This is a genomic window from Syntrophobotulus glycolicus DSM 8271, assembly GCF_000190635.1.
Lineage (GTDB): Bacteria > Bacillota > Desulfitobacteriia > Desulfitobacteriales > Syntrophobotulaceae > Syntrophobotulus > Syntrophobotulus glycolicus.
In genome coordinates this window covers 2,041,882-2,063,657 of record NC_015172.1, presented here as the reverse complement: position 1 = coordinate 2,063,657, position 21,776 = coordinate 2,041,882, and the positions used below count along the sequence as shown (strand labels likewise).

At 45.2% G+C, this 21,776-nt stretch carries 10 protein-coding genes and 1 tRNA gene; 5 read left to right on the top strand and 6 right to left on the bottom strand.

The window, feature by feature from the left end; translation table 11 throughout:
• Positions 1–680 precede the first annotated feature (680 nt).
• Both SGLY_RS10170 and SGLY_RS10165 read right to left on the bottom strand, forming a co-directional pair.
• Positions 681–1,916 carry an IS256 family transposase gene (locus tag SGLY_RS10170; RefSeq protein ID WP_013625203.1) on the bottom strand — a complete coding sequence of 412 codons (1,236 nt, stop codon included), beginning with the start codon at positions 1,914–1,916 and terminating at the stop codon, positions 681–683.
• Between the two features lie 193 nt (positions 1,917–2,109).
• Positions 2,110–2,183: transfer RNA gene (locus SGLY_RS10165), tRNA-Trp, on the bottom strand.
• A 162-nt stretch (positions 2,184–2,345) separates the two neighbouring features.
• Between SGLY_RS10165 and SGLY_RS10160 the strand changes: the two genes are divergently transcribed.
• The 3 genes from SGLY_RS10160 to SGLY_RS10150 all read left to right on the top strand — a co-directional run bounded on the left by SGLY_RS10160 (position 2,346) and on the right by SGLY_RS10150 (position 14,110).
• Positions 2,346–3,197, top strand: coding sequence for a PHP domain-containing protein (locus tag SGLY_RS10160; RefSeq protein WP_013625202.1), 852 nt, complete (start codon positions 2,346–2,348; stop codon positions 3,195–3,197).
• Positions 3,198–3,236: 39 nt separating this feature from the next.
• A complete protein-coding gene (locus SGLY_RS10155) occupies positions 3,237–5,477 on the top strand; it encodes a DNA translocase FtsK (protein WP_013625201.1) in 2,241 nt (746 codons plus the stop codon).
• 131 nt (positions 5,478–5,608) lie between these two features.
• Positions 5,609–14,110, top strand: a complete 8,502-nt coding sequence (locus SGLY_RS10150; protein WP_013625200.1) for a glycoside hydrolase family 94 protein — start codon at positions 5,609–5,611, stop codon at positions 14,108–14,110.
• Positions 14,111–14,201: 91 nt separating this feature from the next.
• Here the strand turns inward: SGLY_RS10150 and SGLY_RS10145 are convergent, their stop codons facing one another.
• Both SGLY_RS10145 and SGLY_RS18705 read right to left on the bottom strand, forming a co-directional pair.
• Positions 14,202–16,034, bottom strand: coding sequence for a tetratricopeptide repeat-containing glycosyltransferase family 2 protein (locus SGLY_RS10145; RefSeq protein ID WP_013625199.1), 1,833 nt, complete (start codon positions 16,032–16,034; stop codon positions 14,202–14,204).
• A 144-nt stretch (positions 16,035–16,178) separates the two neighbouring features.
• The gene (locus SGLY_RS18705) at positions 16,179–17,423 is read right to left on the bottom strand and encodes a DUF6385 domain-containing protein (RefSeq protein ID WP_013625198.1); all 1,245 of its coding nucleotides are present in this window, start codon (positions 17,421–17,423) and stop codon (positions 16,179–16,181) included.
• A 224-nt stretch (positions 17,424–17,647) separates the two neighbouring features.
• On the opposite strand from SGLY_RS18705, the gene SGLY_RS10135 reads away from it, so the two are divergent.
• Positions 17,648–18,220, top strand: coding sequence for a DUF6385 domain-containing protein (locus SGLY_RS10135; protein WP_013625197.1), 573 nt, complete (start codon positions 17,648–17,650; stop codon positions 18,218–18,220).
• A 28-nt stretch (positions 18,221–18,248) separates the two neighbouring features.
• Positions 18,249–18,818 carry a DUF6385 domain-containing protein gene (locus SGLY_RS10130; protein ID WP_013625196.1) on the top strand — a complete coding sequence of 190 codons (570 nt, stop codon included), beginning with the start codon at positions 18,249–18,251 and terminating at the stop codon, positions 18,816–18,818.
• A gap of 114 nt (positions 18,819–18,932) precedes the next feature.
• On the opposite strand, the gene SGLY_RS10125 is transcribed toward SGLY_RS10130, so the two are convergent.
• Positions 18,933–19,850, bottom strand: a complete 918-nt coding sequence (locus tag SGLY_RS10125; RefSeq protein ID WP_013625195.1) for a hypothetical protein — start codon at positions 19,848–19,850, stop codon at positions 18,933–18,935.
• Positions 19,851–20,018: 168 nt separating this feature from the next.
• Entirely contained in the window at positions 20,019–21,698 is a 1,680-nt protein-coding gene (locus tag SGLY_RS17590) for a DNRLRE domain-containing protein (RefSeq protein WP_013625194.1), read from the bottom strand.
• Between the last annotated feature and the right edge of the window lie 78 nt (positions 21,699–21,776).

Below are 21,776 nucleotides of genomic sequence, written 5' to 3'. Positions count from 1 at the left end.
TTATAGATAAGGGCAAAGCAACCTTTATGAGTATGTAAAAAGTAGTTCGGTTTTGCAGACGGCTACTTTTTACAGCATTTCTGAGTAAAAATCCTACTTATGGGATATTTTTATAATCTGTATGACCAGGGATAAAAGACTGATCAGCAGGGAACAGGAACCGAGGGCGATCATCGATAACTGATAAATTTTTTTCATTCCCCAATTCCTCCTCTCCAGAAGAATTGGTTGCTTTACCGGAATACCTTTCAAATGAAAGATATTTATAGTAAAAGATATGTCCATAAGTTCAAAATTAGACATGTTCTGAACAATAGAAAAGGACTTTTTCAGCAAAATCTGTCCGGAAATTTGCTTAAGGTCTATTTGCATCGTATTTTATTGTAGAAATCAAAGAAAAGGATAAGTCAAAGATCGCAGACAATCAAAAGCGCAACCATTGGTAGACAAAGTTCAAAGTATCGTTGGTCGTAGGCAACTATACTTTGAACTTAATGCTGGGGTGTATCCCGAACTCTGTGTAAACTTCAAAATTGATGAAAGATAAGGCGAATATTTTATGGGAGCAATAGAATTTATGTGGCTGTTGCTCCTTTTGTCTGCATTATACAAGTATTTTTGGGGTTGTCAATTGACAACCCCAAAAATCGCGGCGCGAGGGTAGCAAAGTTTTAGTCCAATTATTCCAACCGGTCTCCGAAGAAAATCTGCAACTGGGAATGAATCTGCCCCCAGTCCTGCCGCCTGCCTGTCCATTTTTTCGTTATGTCCATCATGGCCAGGTAAAGCATTTTGAGTAAGCTGTCATCGGTTGGAAAGACGGATTTGCTTTTGGTGACTTTACGGAGCTGACGATTAAATCCTTCAATGGCGTTGGTGGTATAAATCAGCTTTCGGACTTCCTGTGGATATTTGAAATAGGTGGATAAATTAGCCCAGTTGGCTTTCCAGGACAGGGCTATTTTGGGGTATTTGTTTCCCCATCTTCCATCAAAGGTATCCAGCTCATAAAGGGCGGTTTGTTCATCAACAGCTGCGTAAACGTTCTTCAGGTCAGCCATAAGAGCTTTGATGTCTTTATAGGACACAAACCTTGTTGTGTTCCGGATCTGGTGGATGATGCATTGCTGAATTTCCGTCTTGGGAAACACTGCTTCAATGGCACTGGTGAAACCTGTGAGGCCGTCTACACACGCAATAAGAATATCTTCTGTGCCACGGTTTTTAATCCCATTCATCACGGAAAGCCAGAATTTCGCGCTTTCGTTCTCACCGATCCACATGCCCAGGACGTCTTTGATGCCATCCATTTGGACGCCAATGGCGATGTAGACTGCTTTCTTGACAATTTGACCTTCGCTGCGTACATGAAAATGAATTGCGTCCATGAATACGACGGCATAAATGTTTTCCAACGGGCGGCTTTGCCATTCTTTGACTACCGGCAGGATTTTGTCGGTGACGCGGCTTATGGTGCTGTCTGAAACTTCTATGCCGTAAATTTCACGAATATGGGATTCAATGTCTCCTGTGGTCATGCCTTTGGCATACATGGACAGAATCTTCTCTTCGATGTCTCCGGAGAGTGTGGTCTGCTGTTTTTTAATGATCTGCGGCTCGAAGTGACCTTTGCGGTCACGGGGAACGGAAATATCCATATCTCCTAGGCTGGTTTTGATGGTTTTTTCGCTGTAGCCATTGCGGCTGTTGTCTGTTTCTTTATTCCGGTAGTCGTATTTGCTGTAACCCAGTTCGTCTTCCATCTCTGCTTCCAGCCCGTTTTCCAGGACGGTACTGACCATTTCTTTGAATAAGTTCTGTACGCCTGAGACGTCGTTGATCCCTGCTTCCTGCAGCATTTCCAGTAACTTTTTCCGCTGTTCTCTTCTCTCGGGGGTGATTCTCCTCTTTGCCATTAACAAAAAACCTCCATGTTTATGCTCTTATCTTAGCATCAACATGAAGGTTTACACAAAATCTGAAACGCTCTCTTATGCTGTTCTTAAACCTAAGTCGGTTATCCTTTATAACATTGAAGAGAACGGTCTAAAAAACAAAAGAGCCGGTAATTTCTTGCCAACTCTAAAACCTGACTGTGTTTTTGCGTTTTGGCAGGGGATGCAGGAGTTGAACCCGCACTGACGGTTTTGGAGACCGCTGTTCTACCATTAAACTAATCCCCTGTATTTGAAAGACGAGATGTATTATAGCTGAAATCCTGCCAAGTGTCAATAAACACAAGAACAAATTATCTTCTTCGGCGAAGCTTAAAAGAACAAAAATGAAGGATTTTTTCATAAAATAAAGAATAAAATAGTATGAAAGCCTGAGTTGAGAGGATATTGATGGAGAAACAATTCAAAGCGGACCTGCATATCCACACAAAAGAATCAGATGGCTTGCTTTCAGTTGAAGAAGCATTTCAAACTGCCGCTCAGGCCGGACTTTCGACAATTGCTTTTGTCGATCATGAAACAACTGTGGGTGTGGAAAAAAGCTTTAAGCTTGCTGAAGTTTATCAGATTAATCTTATTCCGGGAGTTGAAATTGAAACAGATTATAAAAATCAGGAAATCCATCTGCTGGCCTATTATAAAAGCGTCGATAACGACCAGCTTCAGACAAAGTTAGAACAAATCCGCCGGAACAGAATTTCCTTAACAGAAAGAATGGTCAGAAGACTCATCGAATATGGAGTGAAGATTTCTTGGGAAGAAGTAGAACTGCAGGCAAGTTATCGCGGGGTGGTCTGTAAGACGCATATTTTGCTGGCACTTGAAAAAAAGATCCGGGAAAAACTGCCTCAGCAAAAAATAGACTGGAATGAAGTTGCTTCTTGGTTTCGTCCGGGAGGCATTGCGTATGTCCCTTATGAGGGGAATCCATTTGAACAAGCGGTGGATTTTATCTTTGCGACAGGAGGACTGCCCGTTTTGGCCCACCCCGGGCTGATCAAACAGCCAAGCATGGTGAATGAGCTCCTGACCTATCGTAAAATAGGTTTAGAAGTATATTATGGCTATTGGGAAAATAAAAAGGGGATCATCGGGCATTATGAACAAATCTCAAAGGGGAAAGCGCTTCTGGCGACCGGAGGCAGTGATTATCACGGGTTTTTTAGTCCTGTGGCTATCGGTGAAATAGAGGTGCCCTTTGATTGTGTATCAAAACTGAAACGATATTTGGACATAAACTAAATAGAGGATGAATGATTTGACCGAAGATGGAGGCAATAGATGGCAAGCATAGGAAAAATATTTTTGAAATGTCTGGCTTTCGTTTATTTTGCAGTAGTGGGAGTGTTTTTGTTTGGCTACTGGAAAATCACTGATTTTGCTCAAAATGTGTATGATTTTTTTTATAACATATTGGGGATTTATTCAATGTCCATCCCTATTTTATTTGCTTTGTTCGGAACGATCAGCTGGCTGTATGCCGGGGGAATAGCCGGAACCGACAAAGAACTCCCGGATAATGAAGATCTTTCCCCGCCAACAAAAAGAAAGAAAACCAATAAAGTTAAAAAACAGGCCAGATATTCCAAAAAAGGAAAAAATAAAAATAGAAATGAGCTTGATAATATTATTTTCAGGACTCAACCAAGTGAGAAAGAAGATAATTTTACTCTGTACTTTGCCGACCGCTTATCGATTAAAGAGCTGGATGAACGAAGGACTGAAGGAAATGATGAAAAGCTGGGCAGTGATTTTTCGACTTATTTCGGTCAAGGGAAAAAAAGTATCGTATTGCCTTCCAGGCCAATTCGTTTACAGGGTTTCCGGGGCTACTTTTTAAGTCATCATCCGAAAGCTAAAGAGGAAGCCGGCAGCTTATATGTTGTTCCCAAGACCCCGTTACCGGAGATTAGTCCCGATAGAAACATCAATATTCATTTGAGTCAGCAAAACAACTCTTTTGATCAGCAAAGCGAAGAAAAGCCTGCCATCAATCATCAGAGCCTGGAAAACTTCGGTTTTCAGATGAGCGAACGGATAGAAAAGAAGATTGTTGACGAGAGGCAGGATGAGCAAAAGATCAGCAATAAGACCAATACGGCTGAGCAAAAATCAGGGGTTTGGCGACTGCCTGATGACAGTCTACTGGAGAAAAAAAATATAGAGGTCCAGGAGGAACCCCGGAAAGATCATATTTTGGAAGAGGTGCTTGAGAGTTTTGGAGTAAGCGCAAAAGTGATTAATGTTACAGTTGGACCAATCATAACAAGATATGAGCTGCATCCTGCACCGGGTGTGAAAATCAGTAAAATTGTAAATCTGGCCGATGATATTGCTTTAGCCATGGCTTCAAAAGATGTGAGGATCGAAGCGCCAATTCCCGGCAAGGCCGCTATCGGGATAGAGATCCCTAATGTTTATCCCAGACCGGTCAGCTTTTATGAAGTTCTTTCTTCGCCTGAATTTGTAGAAACCGGATCAAAATTGAGAGTTGCCATAGGCAAAGATATCGCAAACAGTCCAATCACCGCTGAGCTGGATAAGCTTCCCCATCTGCTTGTGGCGGGAGCGACAGGGGCGGGAAAAAGCGTGTTTATTAAGAGCCTGATTTGTTCACTGCTTTATCATGCCACCCCCGATGATGTCAAATTTTTGCTGATTGATCCGAAGATGGTGGAAATGAATCAGTATAATGGGATACCGCATTTGCTTGCCGCCGTGGTTACGGATCCGAAAAAGGCAACCGCCGCTCTCAAACATATTGTCTCGGAGATGGAAAACAGATATGAGCTTTTTGCCGCCAATGGGGTCAGGGATATTGACAGCTATAACAAAGCACAGGAAAACCGGGAAAAAAGTCTTCCTTATATCGTTGTCATTATTGACGAGTTGGCTGATCTGATGATGGTAGCGGCCAATGATATTGAGCAGTCGATCTGCAGACTGGCCCAAATGGCCAGAGCAGCCGGGATTCATCTGGTCATTGCCACCCAGAGGCCTTCGGTGAATGTAATCACAGGGGTCATAAAGGCCAATGTCCCCAGCAGAATCTCCTTTGCGGTATCTTCACAGATCGATTCAAGAACGATTCTGGATGGGAGCGGAGCGGAAAAACTGCTTGGACGCGGAGATATGCTCTTTAATCCATTGGGGTTGAATAAGCCCGTCCGAGTCCTGGGTTGCTTTATTGATGATCACGAAGAGAAGAACCTGATCAGCCACTGGAAAGCTCAGGGAAACCCTGTCTATGCGATTCAGGAAGACGCACTGGTTTTGGAACAGGCCAATGAGATGGCGAATGAAGAATATGATGATAAGTTTACGGATGCCGCTCAAATTGTCATTGCCACAGGAATCGCCTCAGTTTCCTTTCTGCAGAGAAAGCTCAAAGTCGGTTACTCGAGGGCAGCCAGATTGATGGATATGTTGGAAGAAGGCGGTATAGTAGGCGGATATGACGGAAATAAGCCGAGACAAATCCTCATGAATATGGAGCAATTTCAAAATGCTTTTCTGGATTAAATCTTAGAACAAAAACACCTTTATCCATTTTCGGATGAAGGTGTTTTTATTTTGTTCCAATACAAAAACGAATTAGCCAGAAAAAAATGGACATAATGGAAAAGTGATTATATTTTACATGAGGTTGAACAATGAAAAGCATAAATACCACCAAAAATGAAAAAAGTTTAAATATGGACGGGTATAAATTAGATTTAGAGAATAAAGCGTTCGAGTTGGCCCAGTATCATAACTGGATGGGTTTAAGTAAAAACGGAATAAGCCTTCAGGATTATATCAAAACAAAAAAAGCCTCTATTCAAAGTGCTTACACGGAAATCAATAATTATTATTACATGACCGAGGATGTCATACCGGCGGCGGAATGGTACCTGGATAATTATTATCTGATCAATGATTTGCTGAAAGAAACGGAAAAAGACCTGTCCAGGCCTTGTGAAGCAAAGCTGAATTATTTTAAAGAAGGAGATCATTCCGGCTACCCCAGGATTTATGTTTTGATTACAGAGTATATTAAATATGCCCATGATGAGCTTGATTTTGATGCGTTAAGACTATTTGTCAGCAGATACCAGAAAGAAGCGCCATTATCCTCAGCCGAGATATGGGCCATTCCGATTATTTTGCGGATTATTCTCCTGGAAAGACTCCATTCTCAAGTAGAAAAAATCATATCCACCCAAAGAGAGAGAGAATCGGCTGAAAATTGGCTGAAATCTATATTAAACAGCGATCTGGAAGAAAAACAAAGAATCAGGCAAAATCCGCGCCAGGAATACTCACCTGTTTTCATAGAAAGAGTGGCGAGGAGATTAAAGGATTATGGTCCTGATGCTAAAGTGCTGTTGAATTGGCTGGACAATATTGCGGCCAACAGCAATAAAACGGTTGAAGATATTATGGCGGCGGAACAATATTCACAAACTTCCTCCGGTGTCGGAATGGGCAATATTATTGCTGCCATCAAATTGGTCAATTCCGAAAACTGGTCGGCGTTTTTTGAGGATGTCAGTTTGGTCCAGGAAATATTGAGAAATGATCCGGCCGGTGTCTTTAATCAAATGGATTTCGGGTCCAGGGACAAATACAGACATGAAATTGAAAACCTGGCCCATCAATATAAAGTATCAGAAATATCTGTGGCCAGATTGATCCGGGAGTATGCCCGGGATGCAGCAGAACTTCCCCAAAAACATGTAGGATATTACCTCTTGGGGGCAGGGAGAATAGAAATTGAAAAAGAACTGGCGATCAGCTTCGGCAGGGTAAAAAGAAAGCTCCACAGCATCAATTGCTTCTTCAGGCAAAAACCTGGATCAGGATATTTCTCCGCAATTATCGCGATTACCCTTCTGATCATAGGGATTTTTTTCTGGAAGATCACGGGAACGGAGCATCTTAACGCCGGCTTGCCTTTAGTTTTGCTTTTTTTTTCTGTTTTGGTGCTTGGAAACGGAATAGCGGTTTATACCATTAATCGAGTTGCCTGTAAGCTGCTTCCTCCTGCCTTTTTACCGAAAATCGATTTCGAACAGGGATTAGACGAAGAAAATAAGACGATCGTTGTGATTCCGGCAATTTTTAAGCAGGCAGCCAAGGTCAAGGAATTGTTTGCCCATCTGGAGCAGCATTATCTCAATAACCGTTCAAGCAACCTCTTCTTCGCGATACTGGGTGATTTTGCGGACTGTCGCCAGGAAGAAGCAGAATATGATCAAGAAATCATCTATACAGCCCAAAAGGAAATTCTCAAACTGAATAAAAAGTATGATACGGATTGCTTTTATTATTTCCATCGAAAAAGAACCTGGAATGAAAAAGAAAAAAAATGGATGGGGTGGGAGAGAAAACGCGGAAAACTCATTCAGTTTAACAATCTGTTGATCAATAATGATCAAAACTCAGACTACAATATCCGGATCGGCGCGATCTCCAAGCTGCATAATATCCGCTATGTTGTTACGGCTGATGCCGATACTGTGCTGCCCAGCCAGGCAGTGATCAAGCTGGTCGGGATCATGGCCCATCCTTTGCACAGTGCCAAATTAAATGCGGAAGGAAAGTTGATCAACACCGGTTACGGCATCATCCAGCCCAGAATCGGGATTCTGGCCAGCAGTGCCTCAGCAACGGGCTTCTCCAGGCTTTTTACCGGTAATGCCGGAATAGATCCCTATACCTGTGCCATTTCAGATATTTACCAGGACCTTTTCGGCGAAGGTATTTTTACCGGAAAGGGAATCTATGATTTACAAAGCTTTAATCAGGTGACGGGAAACCGGTTCCCGGAAAACAGAATTTTAAGTCATGACCTGATTGAGGGATTATTTGCCCGTACGGCACTGGCTACGGATATTGAGTTTTTTGATGCCTATCCGGGCAAATATTTAGCTTATACCAGCCGTTTGCACCGCTGGATCAGAGGGGACTGGCAGATCGCCCGCTATATTTTTCACAGTGAGCTGCCTGTCGTGTCACGCTGGAAGATTCTCGATAATCTGCGGCGAAGTCTGGAAGAGCCCTTTCAGCTTACCCTGATCATTTTGGGCTTTGCTGTTTTCGAAAATGTTTTGCCCTATATTATGGGCCTTGTCCTGTTCAGTATGGGGCTGCCCTTCATCATCAATCTCTCGGAAAGAATCATCACCAGGAGTCTGACTTATCGAATTTTCAACCGGGAAATAAAGATAGAGTTTATCAGAATCCTGTTTGCTCTGGCTGTTTTGCCGTATCAGGCCTTGATTCAGCTTGATGCTGTTTTTCGCAGTCTGGTCAGGCAAATTACAGGGAGGTACCTGCTGGAGTGGGAAACCGCGGCGGATTCGGAGAGAAGAGTTGGCACAAATGCTCTGACCTATTACCGTAAGATGCTGCCGGGGCTAATGGTCAGTCTGGTGATGGCAGTCTTATTCCCCTCTTTAAGTACTTCGGCGGCAATCTTGCTCGGATGTTTGATGTTTGGCTGGCTTGGTTCACCCTGGGCGGCTTACAGGTTAAGCCTTTCTTCGGAAAAAGAGCAAAAATTTAATCAAGAAGAAATTCAGGAACTGAGATTTTTTGCCCGGGAAATATGGGGGTTTTTCGACCGTTTCATTAATGAGGCCGATCATTACCTGCCCCCGGATAATGTCCAGCTTGAGCCAAATAAAGGAATTGCTCACCGCACCTCACCAACGAATATCGGGTTAGCTTTTTTGGCCAATCTTTCAGCTTATGATTTCGGCTATATTCCAGCCGGCCTGATGATCGAACGGACTGAGAAAATGCTGCAGACTATCGGCAAGCTGGGCAAATGGAACGGGCATCTATACAATTGGTATGATACGGAGACCCTGAAGCCTCTGCATCCAATCTATGTCTCAACCGTAGACAGCGGCAATCTGGCCGGATATTACCTGGCTCTTAAAAACGGGTTAGGGGAATTGATTGATCAGAAGGTCATTGACCGGAGAATCATTCAGGGGTTCAAAGATACTTGCCAAGTCTTGAATGCCTTCGATGAAAAAAAGAAAAATACGGAGACAATCATTCAATTTTTGGAGGAATTAAAGCAATTTGAGGTCGAAATTGATCTTCAGAAGCTTTACGGATTCTTGAAAAAATGGCGGCGGGAAATCAAAAAGCCGGACGGAAGCGGTGAGGAGTTCTGGAGATACAGTCTCTGGAAGATGATTGAGGATACTCAGGCGGAAATGGATAGATTTTTCCCCTGGCTCAGCCTTGAACGAAAATCTTGGCCGGAAAGATCAGATCCGGAATTCAGAGACTGCACTTACCGGGAACTGACAGTTGTATACAGGAGACTTCTGGAAGAGGATCTTTCCGCTGAATTCAAACAAAAGGCTGCCGAAGGCTTGAGCAATATCATTGACTTGTTTAACAGGAGCGGCAGGATTCAAAAAGAACTGTACCAGCAGGCAATGAGTATGGATTTTAAACCTTTGTTTGATCAGCAAAAAAAGCTTTTTGCCATTGGCTACAATGTCACAGAGCAAAGGCTGGATAAATCCTATTATGATTTAATGGCTTCAGAAGCCCGGCAGACCAGCCTCCTAGCGATTGCTAAAGGGGATGTGCCCCAAAGTCACTGGTTTAAGCTGTCACGCCCTTTGACCAAAATTAAAGGACAGAGATGCCTGGTATCCTGGAGCGGAACCATGTTTGAATTCTTAATGCCTTTGGTATTGATCAAGAATTTTAAAAATACTTTGCTTGATGAGACTTATCAGGCCGTGGTCAAAATTCAAAAAAGCTATGGAGACAGTTGCCAAATCCCATGGGGTATCTCAGAATCAGGTTTTTTTCTCTTTGATGTTCAAAATAACTATCAATACAAAGCCTTCGGCGTTCCGGGGTTAGGACTGAAAAGAGGACTGACCAGGGATATGGTGATTTCTCCGTATTCAACCTTTATGGCTTTAATGGTGGACGGGAAAACCGCCTTGGCCAATTTGCGAAAAATGCGGGGCTACGGTTTTAACGGTCAATTCGGTCTCTATGAAGCGATAGATTTTACACCGGACAGAGTGCAGTATAAACGGCAATACAGCATCGTAAAAAGCTATATGGCCCATCACCAGGGGATGAGCCTGGCTTCCTTAACCAATGCTGTCTTTGACCAGAGCATGCAAGAGAGGTTTCACAGAGAACCACAGATCAAAGCGGTGGAGCTTATTCTTCAGGAACAGGTTCCGCTCAAAGAATATACATTTAACCCGATCATTGAAGAAACCAGAGAAAAAAAATTATCAAGCAAAGCCAAGAAACTCGGGGAGAAACCGGTTACTTACAGTAACCCAAATACAGTTTTGCCAAGGACCCATTTTTTATCTAATGGTGAATACTCTGTTATGCTTACTCTCTCTGGTTCGGGTTACAGCAAATACAATAAAAAGTATCTGACCCGCTGGAGAGAGGATCAGACAATGGATGAGTACGGCAGCTATATCTATGTGCATAACCTCAATTCAGGCAGTGTCTGGTCGGCTTTCTCCAAGCCTCTGAATCATCAAGTTGAGGAGTATAAAGTGACCTGTTTTCCCAATTTGATCAGGTACTCCAGAAAAGACGGAAATGTGATCACACAAACCGAAATTTTTGTATCACCTGAAGATCCGGTGGAAATCAGAAAGGTTTCTTTGACCAATGAAAGTAAATATGATCGGGATATTGAACTGACAAGCTTTGCCGAAATCGTCCTGGATGAATTACCGGCAGACCAGGCCCATCCTGCCTTCAATAAGCTGTTCATCCAAACAGGCTTTGATCAGGGGACCCTTTATGCTTCGAAAAGGTCGCGCCACCATTGCAACCGCAGTGATTTCTTTCTGATGCATACGGTCTTTGTAGAAGGGGAGCAAATTGGTGATTTGGAATTTGAAACCGACAGAGTGAAATTTATTGGACGGGGCAGGGACTATGCCAATCCCAGGGCTTTAGAGACAAATCAGCCCTTATCTAATTCAGCAGGTTCTGTCCTTGACCCAATCATGAGCATGAGAGTAAGAGTCAGAGTCCATCCAGGCAAAACAAAAGAGGTTTTTTTTCTGACAGGAGTCTCGGAAGATAAACAAAGCATCAAGACTTTGAGTGAGAAATACAGAAATTCCAATATGCTGAAAAAAGCAAGGGAATTATCCTGGTCCCATAACCTGATGGAGTTGACCAGCTTAGATCTCAGCTTTGAAGAGGCCAACCTCCTAATGAGCCTGGCCAGTCATGTGGTTTTTCTCAGTAATCAGCAAAGAAGCGGTTTTGTCAAAAATAACAGTAAAGGCCAGTCATCTTTATGGGCATATGGGATTTCCGGAGATTTGCCGGTCATTATTCTCCGTCTGCAGGAGCTGGACCAGTTAAATATTCTTGAGCAAATGCTGAAGATCCATGAATATTGGAAAATCAAAGGCCTGTTTATTGATTTGGTCGTGATGAATGAGGATAAGACCGGCTATTATCAGACCGTTCAAGAAAGAATCAACGAAAAAATCGGAATCAGTCATGCCCGCAGGCTGATGAATAAGCCCGGAGGAGTATTCCTTCTGAAGAGAGACCAATTGCCTCCAGATATCCAGTATCTCTTATTCAGTACAGCCAGACTGGTTTTTTCCGGTGAAAACGGATCCTTGAGGAACCAGATTCTCAAGCAGGTGAAACTGGGCGAGCGTACGATTGGGCTGAACCAAAATGCTCTGAGTGCTGAGCAGAGTAAAGCAGAAATTGAAAAAATTGAACATTCCCGGCAAAATCACAAAATCGGGTTGCTTTACTATAACGGATTCGGTGGGTTTACATGCGAGGGAAAAGAATATGTGATCGAAATTGGCCCCGAAAAGGCCACCCCTATGCCTTGGGTCAATGTCATAGCCAATCCTGTCTTTGGCTCTGTAGTGTCAGAAGCGGGCTCAAGCTGGACCTGGTCGCAAAACAGCAGGGAATATAAGCTTTCACCCTGGTTTAATGACCCTTTATTGGATAAGACGGGGGAAGCGGTTTATATTAAGGAAATTGAAAGCGGACAGTACTGGTCTCCTTTACCCAAGCCCGCTATGGGCAACGGCTCCTATCTGGTCAGGCACGGACAGGGGTATTCCGTATTCAGCCATGAGAGGTCGGGCATTGTTCAGGAGACGATCATGTATGTACCGATGGATAAATCCTGTAAAGTAGTGGAACTTAAGCTGAACAATACCACAAAAACAACGAAAACTTTAGCCGTTTACTATTATATGGAATGGGTATTGGGAGTAAACCGCAATCAGAACGCTCAATTTATTCTTTCTGAAGAGGAGAATGGAACAATCTTTGCCCGCAATACTTATCAGGAGGAATTTACTGGTCGTACAGCTTATCTGACAGTGCTGGGCGGGGACAATTTTGCCTATACCTGCAGCCGGGAGGAATTCATCGGAAATAACAGGAGCCTGGAGAGACCGGCCGGTTTAGGGAAACGGAAGCTGGAAGCATTGCAGGGAATTGACCCTTGCGGTGTCCTCCAAACAGAAGTAAAGATAGGGCCAGGATCAGAAAGTAAACTGTTTTTTGTGATCGGGGATGAAAAAGATGCCGCTGCAGCCAGAGCAGCCGTTCAGACGCTCAGTCCGGAAAGCGTGGAGGATGACCTGAACAAAGTCAAAACCTACTGGGATACTCTTCTGAGCACCATTCAGATAGAGACGCCGGATCAATCATTCAATTTCTTATTCAACCGCTGGCTTCTTTACCAGACCCTGGTTTGCCGGATCTGGGCTCGTTCAGCCTACTATCAGGCAGGGGGGGCATTTGGGTTCAGGGACCAGCTGCAGGATGTGATGGCGCTGACGGCGATCGAACCGCAAATCACCCGACAGCAGATATTGTTAAATTCCTCAAGGCAGTTTGAGGAAGGGGATGTCCAGCACTGGTGGCATCAGGAAAACGGTAAAGGGATCAGAACAAAATTTTCGGATGATCTGTTATGGCTCCCTTATGTCACGCTAGACTATATTGAGCATACAACCGATTACTCCATTCTTGATGAGCAGGCAGGATATTTGGCAGATCAGACTTTAGCCGCGGATGAAGATGAGAGGTATTCCGTTCCGGCTAAGTCCGGGCTTACGGGAACAATTTACGAACATTGTTTAAAAGCGATAGACTACAGCCTCAAATTCGGGGAGCACGGACTCCCGCTCATTGGGACAGGGGACTGGAATGACGGGTTCAGTGCTGTGGGCAGAGAAGGAAAAGGAGAAAGTGTCTGGCTGGGTTGGTTCCTGCTCTCTGTTTTGCAGAAGATGATTCCAATTACGCAAAGAATGCATGACAGCGAGAATACACAGAGATATCAAAAAGTAATGGAAGAGCTAAAGGATCATATAGAAAAACACGGTTGGGATGGAGCCTGGTACAGGCGGGCCTTTTTTGACAATGCCGATCCGCTGGGATCAATCACCTGTATGGAATGCCAAATTGATGCCATTGCCCAGTCCTGGGCGGTCATATCAGGGTTTGCCAGGGAAAGCAGAGCAAAAGACGCCATGCTCGCTTTGGAGAATTATTTATGGGATAAAAATGAGGGAATCCTGAAGCTCCTGACCCCTCCTTTCGATCAATCAGGCGTTTATCCGGGATATATTCAAGGATATGTACCGGGAGTCAGAGAAAACGGCGGACAATACACTCATGCTGCCATCTGGGCCGTCTGGGCCTATACAAAACTGCATGACGGGGAGAAGGCTGTGGAATTGTTTAATATGCTTAACCCCATTAACCATGCCCGTACAGACAAGGAAGCCGTCAGATACAAGGTTGAGCCTTATGTTATGGCAGCAGATGTTTACTCATATCCTCCCAATAACGGCCGCGGCGGATGGAGCTGGTATACGGGAGCCGCAGGCTGGATGTATCAGGTTGCTCTGGAAGGCATCCTGGGACTGAGCATTGAAGGGGATAAAATATCTGTCAAGCCTTGTATTCCGGGAAGCTGGCCCGGGTTTAAGATCAAATATAAATATCGAAGCACGCAATATCATATCGAGGTCATTAATGCCTCAAAGGCAGAAGAAAAAATCCTGCTGGATGGTCAGGCTGTTTTGGAGCCGCAAATAACTTTGGCTGATGATGGGAAGGAACATGAGATCGTGATCATAATCTGAACAAGAAAAGAACCGGTTATATACGCATGATTTTTCGATGTAATATTCTGCCGCCAGGAAACAACCAGCTTCTGGCGGCACCTTTTTTGTCTCAACAAGACACAGTGGAATGAGAAAAAGGGAGATGGATTAAATTTTTCCTCAATAAAAAGGCATTTTCCAGATCGATGGCGTCCAGCTCTTTAATCGACCACAGGATGGTTTGAACGGTGAGTTCGGGACAGCCATTTTGATGATACAGCTTGGCAAGGTGCAGTAAGACTTCTTTGCTGTCGACCAGGTTCAGCACCTCCAGGGAACAGGTAAACAGGTCAAATTCTCCCACTTTTAAGATGATTGCCAGGTATTCATCAATAATCTGTAAACAACGGGAGGGATCGGCATCCAAAGCGGCCGGTTTCTTGTTTTGCCTAAGGGAATGAAGCCGGTCGTAGATCTGAAACAAAAGTGGATCAAAATCACGCTCCAGATAGGACATTGATTCATTTCCCAAGGAATCCAGGAGCAGGCCGATGATCGCCATGAAGCGGATGCTTTCTCCTTGAAGATTGGGCAGCACACTTTGAAGAGAGCTGACATCGGCAACTTTCTTAAAGCCTTCGTAAGCCGCGGGATAGTTTTTGGTGAAAAAATGAAGCTTGCTCTGCAAAAAGGTGATTTCCGCTTGATGATCAGGGTCGGTGTCGAAGCGTTCCAGAACGGCACGGGCGGGACCATAGATCTTTTCCTTGATCAGGATGTCAGTGTATACGATGCTGTTGGGGACATGCTCCAGGCTAGAGAAATAGTGGGATAGAGCATCTGCCGCTTTGCTTGGGTCGTTATGCTTTTTGGCATAAGCTTTACCTAAAGCGTATAAGGCTTCGCAATGAGTATGATCAAGGTTGAAGGCTTTGGTCAAATATTCGATGGCTTGGTCATAGGCTTCATTTTGTAAATAAATCTCTCCCAAAGAAAGATAGGGGCGGTAAGTGCCGCAGCCCTCCAGGAATTTCAAGTTTCCTGGAGGATCACCCAAATCAAGGCACCGGCGAAAAGCATCTGCGGCCAGGAGATGATTGTATTGCTGGACATAGATCAATCCTTTGCAGTAGGCGATATCTGTACAACGAGGGTAAACCAGTAAAGCTTCCTCCGCCAGGCGGAGAGCTTTGAGGAACTCCTGTTTCGCGTTTAGGCAAATAATCAGGCGATAATACAAATGAGGAGCATAGGCCTGACCTTTGTCCATACGGGTATATGCTTTTTCATACCAGCTTAGGGCATCGTCAATTTTGTTTTGCGCCAGATATTCATTTCCGAGATTAAATAAAGAAAAGGCGTTTTCCGGATCGGCTTCGATTTGTTTGAGTAAAATTGGCAGGTTACGCTCCCTCTTTTTTTGAGCGGCTACGATTTCAGGCAGGTAGCCGTAATGATCAATCGTGATCTCTTCCACTGAAAGCCGGCTAAAGGCCGGTTGGCGATCTTTTCTGGTGATCTGTTCATGGATTTCGCCGCAAAATTCATATTGTCCGTTGTTTTTCAGCAAGCGAAAAGCCTGATGAAGGTTATACTCATTTCCTCTGCTCATATGATTGCAGATGGTGAAATGGCACCCATCATAAGGGCAAGTGTTGATTAAGTGAATGAATTTATCTCTGTCCCGCGGGCACAACGCTTCGTCCGCATCCAGCAGCAGAATCCAGTCGCAAGCCGCTTTCGCGAGCGAGTAGTTTCTGGCTTCACTGAAATTGTCGTTCCATGGGTAATCATAGATTTTGGCATCAAAGCGCAGGGCGATTTCTTTCGTGTTATCGGTTGAGCCTGTGTCGACAACGATGATTTCATCTACCAGGCCCTGAACACTGTTTAAACAACGTTCTAGCAGTAAGGCTTCATTTCTGACAATCATGCAGAGGCTGACGGTTTTTTGTTTTTCCATAAGAATCCCTCGTGCTTTCTATTTATTATGGAGAATAGATGGTAGGGCGGCTGAGCCCAGGTATAGGATGTCTGTATGGATCTTGATGAACTGATGGAATTCCATACAGACAGAAAGAGAATTGTGTCTGACCAGTGGTTGTTCTTAGGTTTGTGCGTTGTAGTAAGCGGTAATTGTTCCGGTGGAACCGCCCATGAGATATTGCAGGCGGACATAATGGGCGAAAGAGCTTATGGCCATATATTTTTTCTCATTCGCTTCTAAAACCACATTGGTATAACTGGGATCGTCGATATAATCCCCGTCTGTTGTTGTGGGACTGATTTGCAGAGAAAGTGTTAGGGGAACAGCTCCCTGGTTATACAAGAGCAGGGATGCCGTTTTAACCTGGGAGATATCCGTATTGTTAAATAATACGCCTGTACCGGTGATAGGGTTGTCTGCCACCAAGTCAGACGTAAACAGGTAACCACCAACTGAAACGGTGAGGGAAGCATTGGCAATGGTAACAGGGTTGGTGACTTCGGAAACAGTGACGGTGCCGGCGACAGTGAGGGAAGCATTGGCAATGGTAACAGGGTTGGTGACTTCGGAAACAGTAACGGTACCGGCGACGGTGAGGGAAGCATTGGCAATGGTAACAGGGTTGGTGACTTCGGAAACAGTAACGGTACCGGCGACGGTGAGGGAAGCATTAGCAATGGTAACAGGGTTGGTGACTTCGGAAACAGTGACGGTACCGGCGACAGTGAGGGAAGCATTGGCAATGGTAACAGGGTTGGTGACTTCGGAAACCGTGACGGTGCCGGCGACAGTGAGGGAAGCATTGGCAATGGTAACAGGGTTGGTGACTTCGGAAACCGTAACGGTACCGGCGACAGTGAGGGAAGCATTGGCAATGGTAACAGGGTTGGTGACTTCGGAAACAGTGACGGTACCGGCGACAGTGAGGGAAGCATTGGCAATGGTAACAGGGTTGGTGACTTCGGAAACCGTAACGGTGCCGGCGACAGTGAGGGAAGCATTGGCAATGGTAACAGGGTTGGTGACTTCGGAAACAGTAACGGTGCCGGCGACAGTGAGGGAAGCATTGGCAATGGTAACAGGGTTGGTGACTTCGGAAACAGTGACGGTACCGGCGACAGTGAGGGAAGCATTGGCAATGGTGACAGGGTTGGTGACTTCGGAAACAGTAACGGTACCGGCGACGGTGAGGGAAGCATTGGCAATGGTAACAGGGTTGGTAATTTCAGAAATGGTAAAGTCCCCGGCGACCAGCAAATTATCGTTAGCGTCCAATTGCAACGGTTTTGTGCTCAAATCCGGAGCTTGGGCGTAAATACTGGTTTTCAGTTCTTCGGCTTTAGTATTAAAAACCAGATTATTCATAGCATCAATCCTTCTTTCCAATAAACTCAGGATAGCTTGTATTGTAAGTTATGCTGTTTCGATCTTCGGAGTGACAAAAGGCGACAAGTTATCGATCTGGTTTACGGACAAGTGCACACCTGATCTATGGTTAACATATAATCGTTTATAAACAGAAATGTTATAAATCCAACATCGAAGTATCCGTAAAGAGTATCTATATAAATAAAGAAGGAAACGTTTCGATGAACAAGGACGTTAGAAATAATGAAGCCAGATGGTTGAAACTGCAAGCACAGGGAAAAAACGGAGAAGAAAATCTGCCGTTCATTACGGACTCCCAAGGAAGACTGATTTTATCGTCAACTCTTGATGTTGATATCCAGGCGGACAACCTTAATATCAGGGATTTAACCGCGGCTAGGGATAGCCTGACTATTCTTGCTTCAGATCTTGATGTAAGGGCGTTAAACGGCTCCCAGGATTCTGTACAAATACAGGCTAGGAATTATACCGAAGATATGGAGTCAGGTACAATTGTAGCCTTAGGCAGCAGGAACTTTCTTCCCAAGGATGTCAGTAGGTATGGCAGAAATTATTATGTGGTTAGAAATGTGGGAGGGGTAGGGGTTACCGTCACGTTACAGATCGCTCCGGTAAACAGTGACAATTATTATGTCGATGATGGGAGTTCTTTTAGCTTGATTGCCGGCGGTACCCAGATATTTACACCGTCCAAACTGATGAAATATGTCAGGATCAGAGTATCAGCCGTACTTTTGGGTAGTGTAATCGTCAATTATTTTGGGCAGTCCTGATGCCCATGGAAACGGAGCGGTGAATTCAATGAACTATTTAATTTTTAATACCAGCGCAGAAAACCTTAAGGCAGTCATTTACGGGATGGATGATAACGAACCTAAGCCTATAGCTGTGGATGCCGACGGCTTGTTTCTATTTTCTCCTCTCAGTGAAATTACTGTTACGGCAAATAATCTGGATATCCGGAGTTTAAGCTCCGCTCGGGATTCGGTCGTTGTCACAGCAAACAATCTGGATATCAGGGACTTGAGTGGGACTCAGGATTCTGTTCAGCTCTATAATCTCGGGTTTGTGGAGGAGAGCCTTTCAACAACAGCGCCTTCGGGTACCAGCTTTCTTCTTACCAAAGATATCAGTGCCTACAGGGAAAATAGTTATTTTATCCGCAACACCGGCTCCTCTACGATCACCGTTACCCTCCAGATCGCACCGGTGGACTCAAACGCGTACTATGTTGACCATTCAACAGCTCAAGGAGTTACCGCAGGAAACAATAATATCACTTCCGTGACTGTAGCGATGAAATATGCCAGATTAAGGGTTGTGGCCTCCAGCAATACAAACGTTGAGATTTATTATAACGGGAGAGCCTAAGAGTCATAGCAGCGAGGATAAATCTGACAAGAATACCCTGTTGAGTCTAATTTGTATGTTCGCTCAGAAACATACAAATTAGAACCAACAGGGTATTTATTTAATAGCCGATGATTACTCTGTCAAAGCAACAGAGGCCGTTTGCATCACCGGGATAAAAATGGGGGTATTGCCGTCTGCATCAGACAGGACAATAATGCCATAATCGCTTTTGTAAATTGCTCCGCTGGCTTGGGCGGCGACTCCCAAACGGATGACGACATCCGTCCCGATGGGCAGGTAATCCCGCATAGCGGCGATTAAGTTGGTATCACAGCCTAAGGGCAGCGGTGAAGGAGGAGGAAGGTAGGTGATGGCCGGATTATATACGGTGTCTGCGCCCACATAAATCGCGACGATAGAGGTAAGGGGTACGATATCAATTCGATTGCCGGCATCTTTCAGAATAAAAAGTCCCGGGCCATCGGCAGCTGGAGAGGTATAGAGTTGATAGGGCATAGAGGTGACGGTGATCAAATTTGTGGTGAAAACAGACATGGTGCTGGTGGGGTACAAAACAATAAGCTGTTCGATAATATGCGCAAGCTGGGCCATGCTGAAGCAGGCCGAAGTATCCGCTAACCCTCCGGAGGTGTCCGAAAATATGATCAGGTCAGCTTTTATTGGCAGTTGGGAGGCATAATAGATGTTGTTCCCGACCGCATTGACAAGCGATAGTGTGACAGGAGCGGCGACAACGTTAATGATGCCTGTTCCGGTAACCTCCCCTGTTTTCAGCGGTGAATTGCCCTGTAAAAATTCTCCCTGGGATGAGGAAAGCGCAAAGATAATTCCGGTCGGCAATATGGCTGTTTGAGTTGCTACGCTCCAATTCACAAAATATCTGCCCGGTTTCTGAAAAGTGATGATGCCTGTTAAAGGATCGTAAAGGATATTTCCGGCAGAATAAACAACTGTATCAAAAAGGACAGCTTCTGTGGCCCCAATATTGCCGCCGGCTAATCTTTGGATTTGTAAAGCTTGATTCCCCATGGGGTTCCTCCTTGTCCAGCTTCCTAAATAGTTTATTATACATACCGGAAAGCTTATCCCATTATATGCTCTGCCTTTTGATCTGTTCAGGATAAGGAAAAACAGAGTAATAATGTTCCGTGATGTTGAAAAGGGCTGGAGAACTTAAATGCCTGGGAAACGGCCACCTTAGGCTGTTATAGTAAAAATTATAATATTTGCCTGAATATTTGTAGCACCGAAGAGCACATCTGCGCCTGTCTGATTGACTAAAGTTATAACAGCAGGAGCAGTGGATATCGTAATTAATGTGTCACCGTTTACTTGACCGGTCACAACAGGGGAATTTCCTGAGGAGGTCGGGATCCCGTCAACCATTATGGAAAACATCATGTTGACAGGGCCGGCGGAACCGTCGGTATTCAACCACCATGCGATATAGTAGTTTCCTGAGTCTGAAACGGTAAATTCTCCTGTTATATTATTGTAGCTGATATTGGATGACTGGTTAATAAGGACTGTGTCAAAAACGACAACCGAATTGTCATTAATTATCGTAGCTGGGCTTCCCTGAAGTTGAGCCTGAATCCCCCGGAGGACAGAAGTTGGTCCAGTCGGTCCGGTATTCCCGGTTGGTCCAGTCGGTCCGGTATTCCCGGTTGGTCCAGTCGGTCCGGTATTCCCGGTTGGTCCAGTCGGTCCGGTATTCCCGGTTGGTCCAGTCGGTCCGGTATTCCCGGTTGGTCCAGTCGGTCCGGTATTCCCGGTTGGTCCAGTCGGTCCGGTATTCCCGGTTGGTCCAGTCGGTCCGGTATTCCCGGTTGGTCCAGTCGGTCCGGTATTCCCGGTTGGTCCAGTCGGTCCGGTATTCCCGGTTGGTCCAGTCGGTCCGGTATTCCCGGTTGGTCCAGTCGGTCCGGTATTCCCGGTTGGTCCAGTCGGTCCGGTATTCCCGGTTGGTCCAGTCGGTCCGGTATTCCCGGTTGGTCCAGTCGGTCCGGTATTCCCGGTTGGTCCAGTCGGTCCGGTATTCCCGGTTGGTCCAGTCGGTCCGGTATTCCCGGTTGGTCCAGTCGGTCCGGTATTCCCGGTTGGTCCAGTCGGTCCGGTATTCCCGGTTGGTCCAGTCGGTCCGGTATTCCCGGTTGGTCCAGTCGGTCCGGTATTCCCGGTTGGCCCAGTCGGTCCGGTATTCCCGGTTGGTCCAGTCGGTCCGGTATTCCCGGTTGGTCCAGTCGGTCCGGCATTCCCGGTTGGGCCAGCAGGTCCGGTATCGCCGGTTGGTCCTGTCGGTCCGGTATCACCAGTGGCCCCGGCAGGTCCAGTGGCCCCTGTCGGTCCGGTAGCACCGGTAGGCCCTGAAGGGTCACTTGTAAAAGTGACAATCAGAGGTTCGTATCCGGAACCCGCGCCATTGCCTCCAAAAACGACAGATGTTGTTCCGTCAGGGTTGGTCAAGGCAATACCAAAATTGGAAAAAATACCGTTTATCCATTCATTTACCAGTGTCGTTATATCTATCACGATATATTCCAGTACATTAGAAGCAGCAACGTTAGCAATTGAGGATGTTGCCATATAAGGTGGCTGGATATTATAGGTTACAGTCCCGGTATCAAAGGGTGATGTCACTCGGTTGACAATAATCGGGCTTGGGGTAGCCCCTGTTTTAGACAACACAAATAATACCAGTGCTGCATTGTCAACTGACCCTGAAAGCAGTGAGATATCAAATTGGAGGAACCCGATGGAATCAAGGAATGTGGGGTCAGTCCCCACGACGATGATGTTTGTCGCCGAAAGGTTAGTATCAGGTAAGGTATTGGAAACAAACGTTGTTCCTGTTGCAGGTACAATTTGGCTTGGCATAGCATCACCCTCTCTTCTATAGAAACAATCTATGCGGTTTGGGACAAAGTGTTCCAGATAGATTAGGATGAAGCAGTC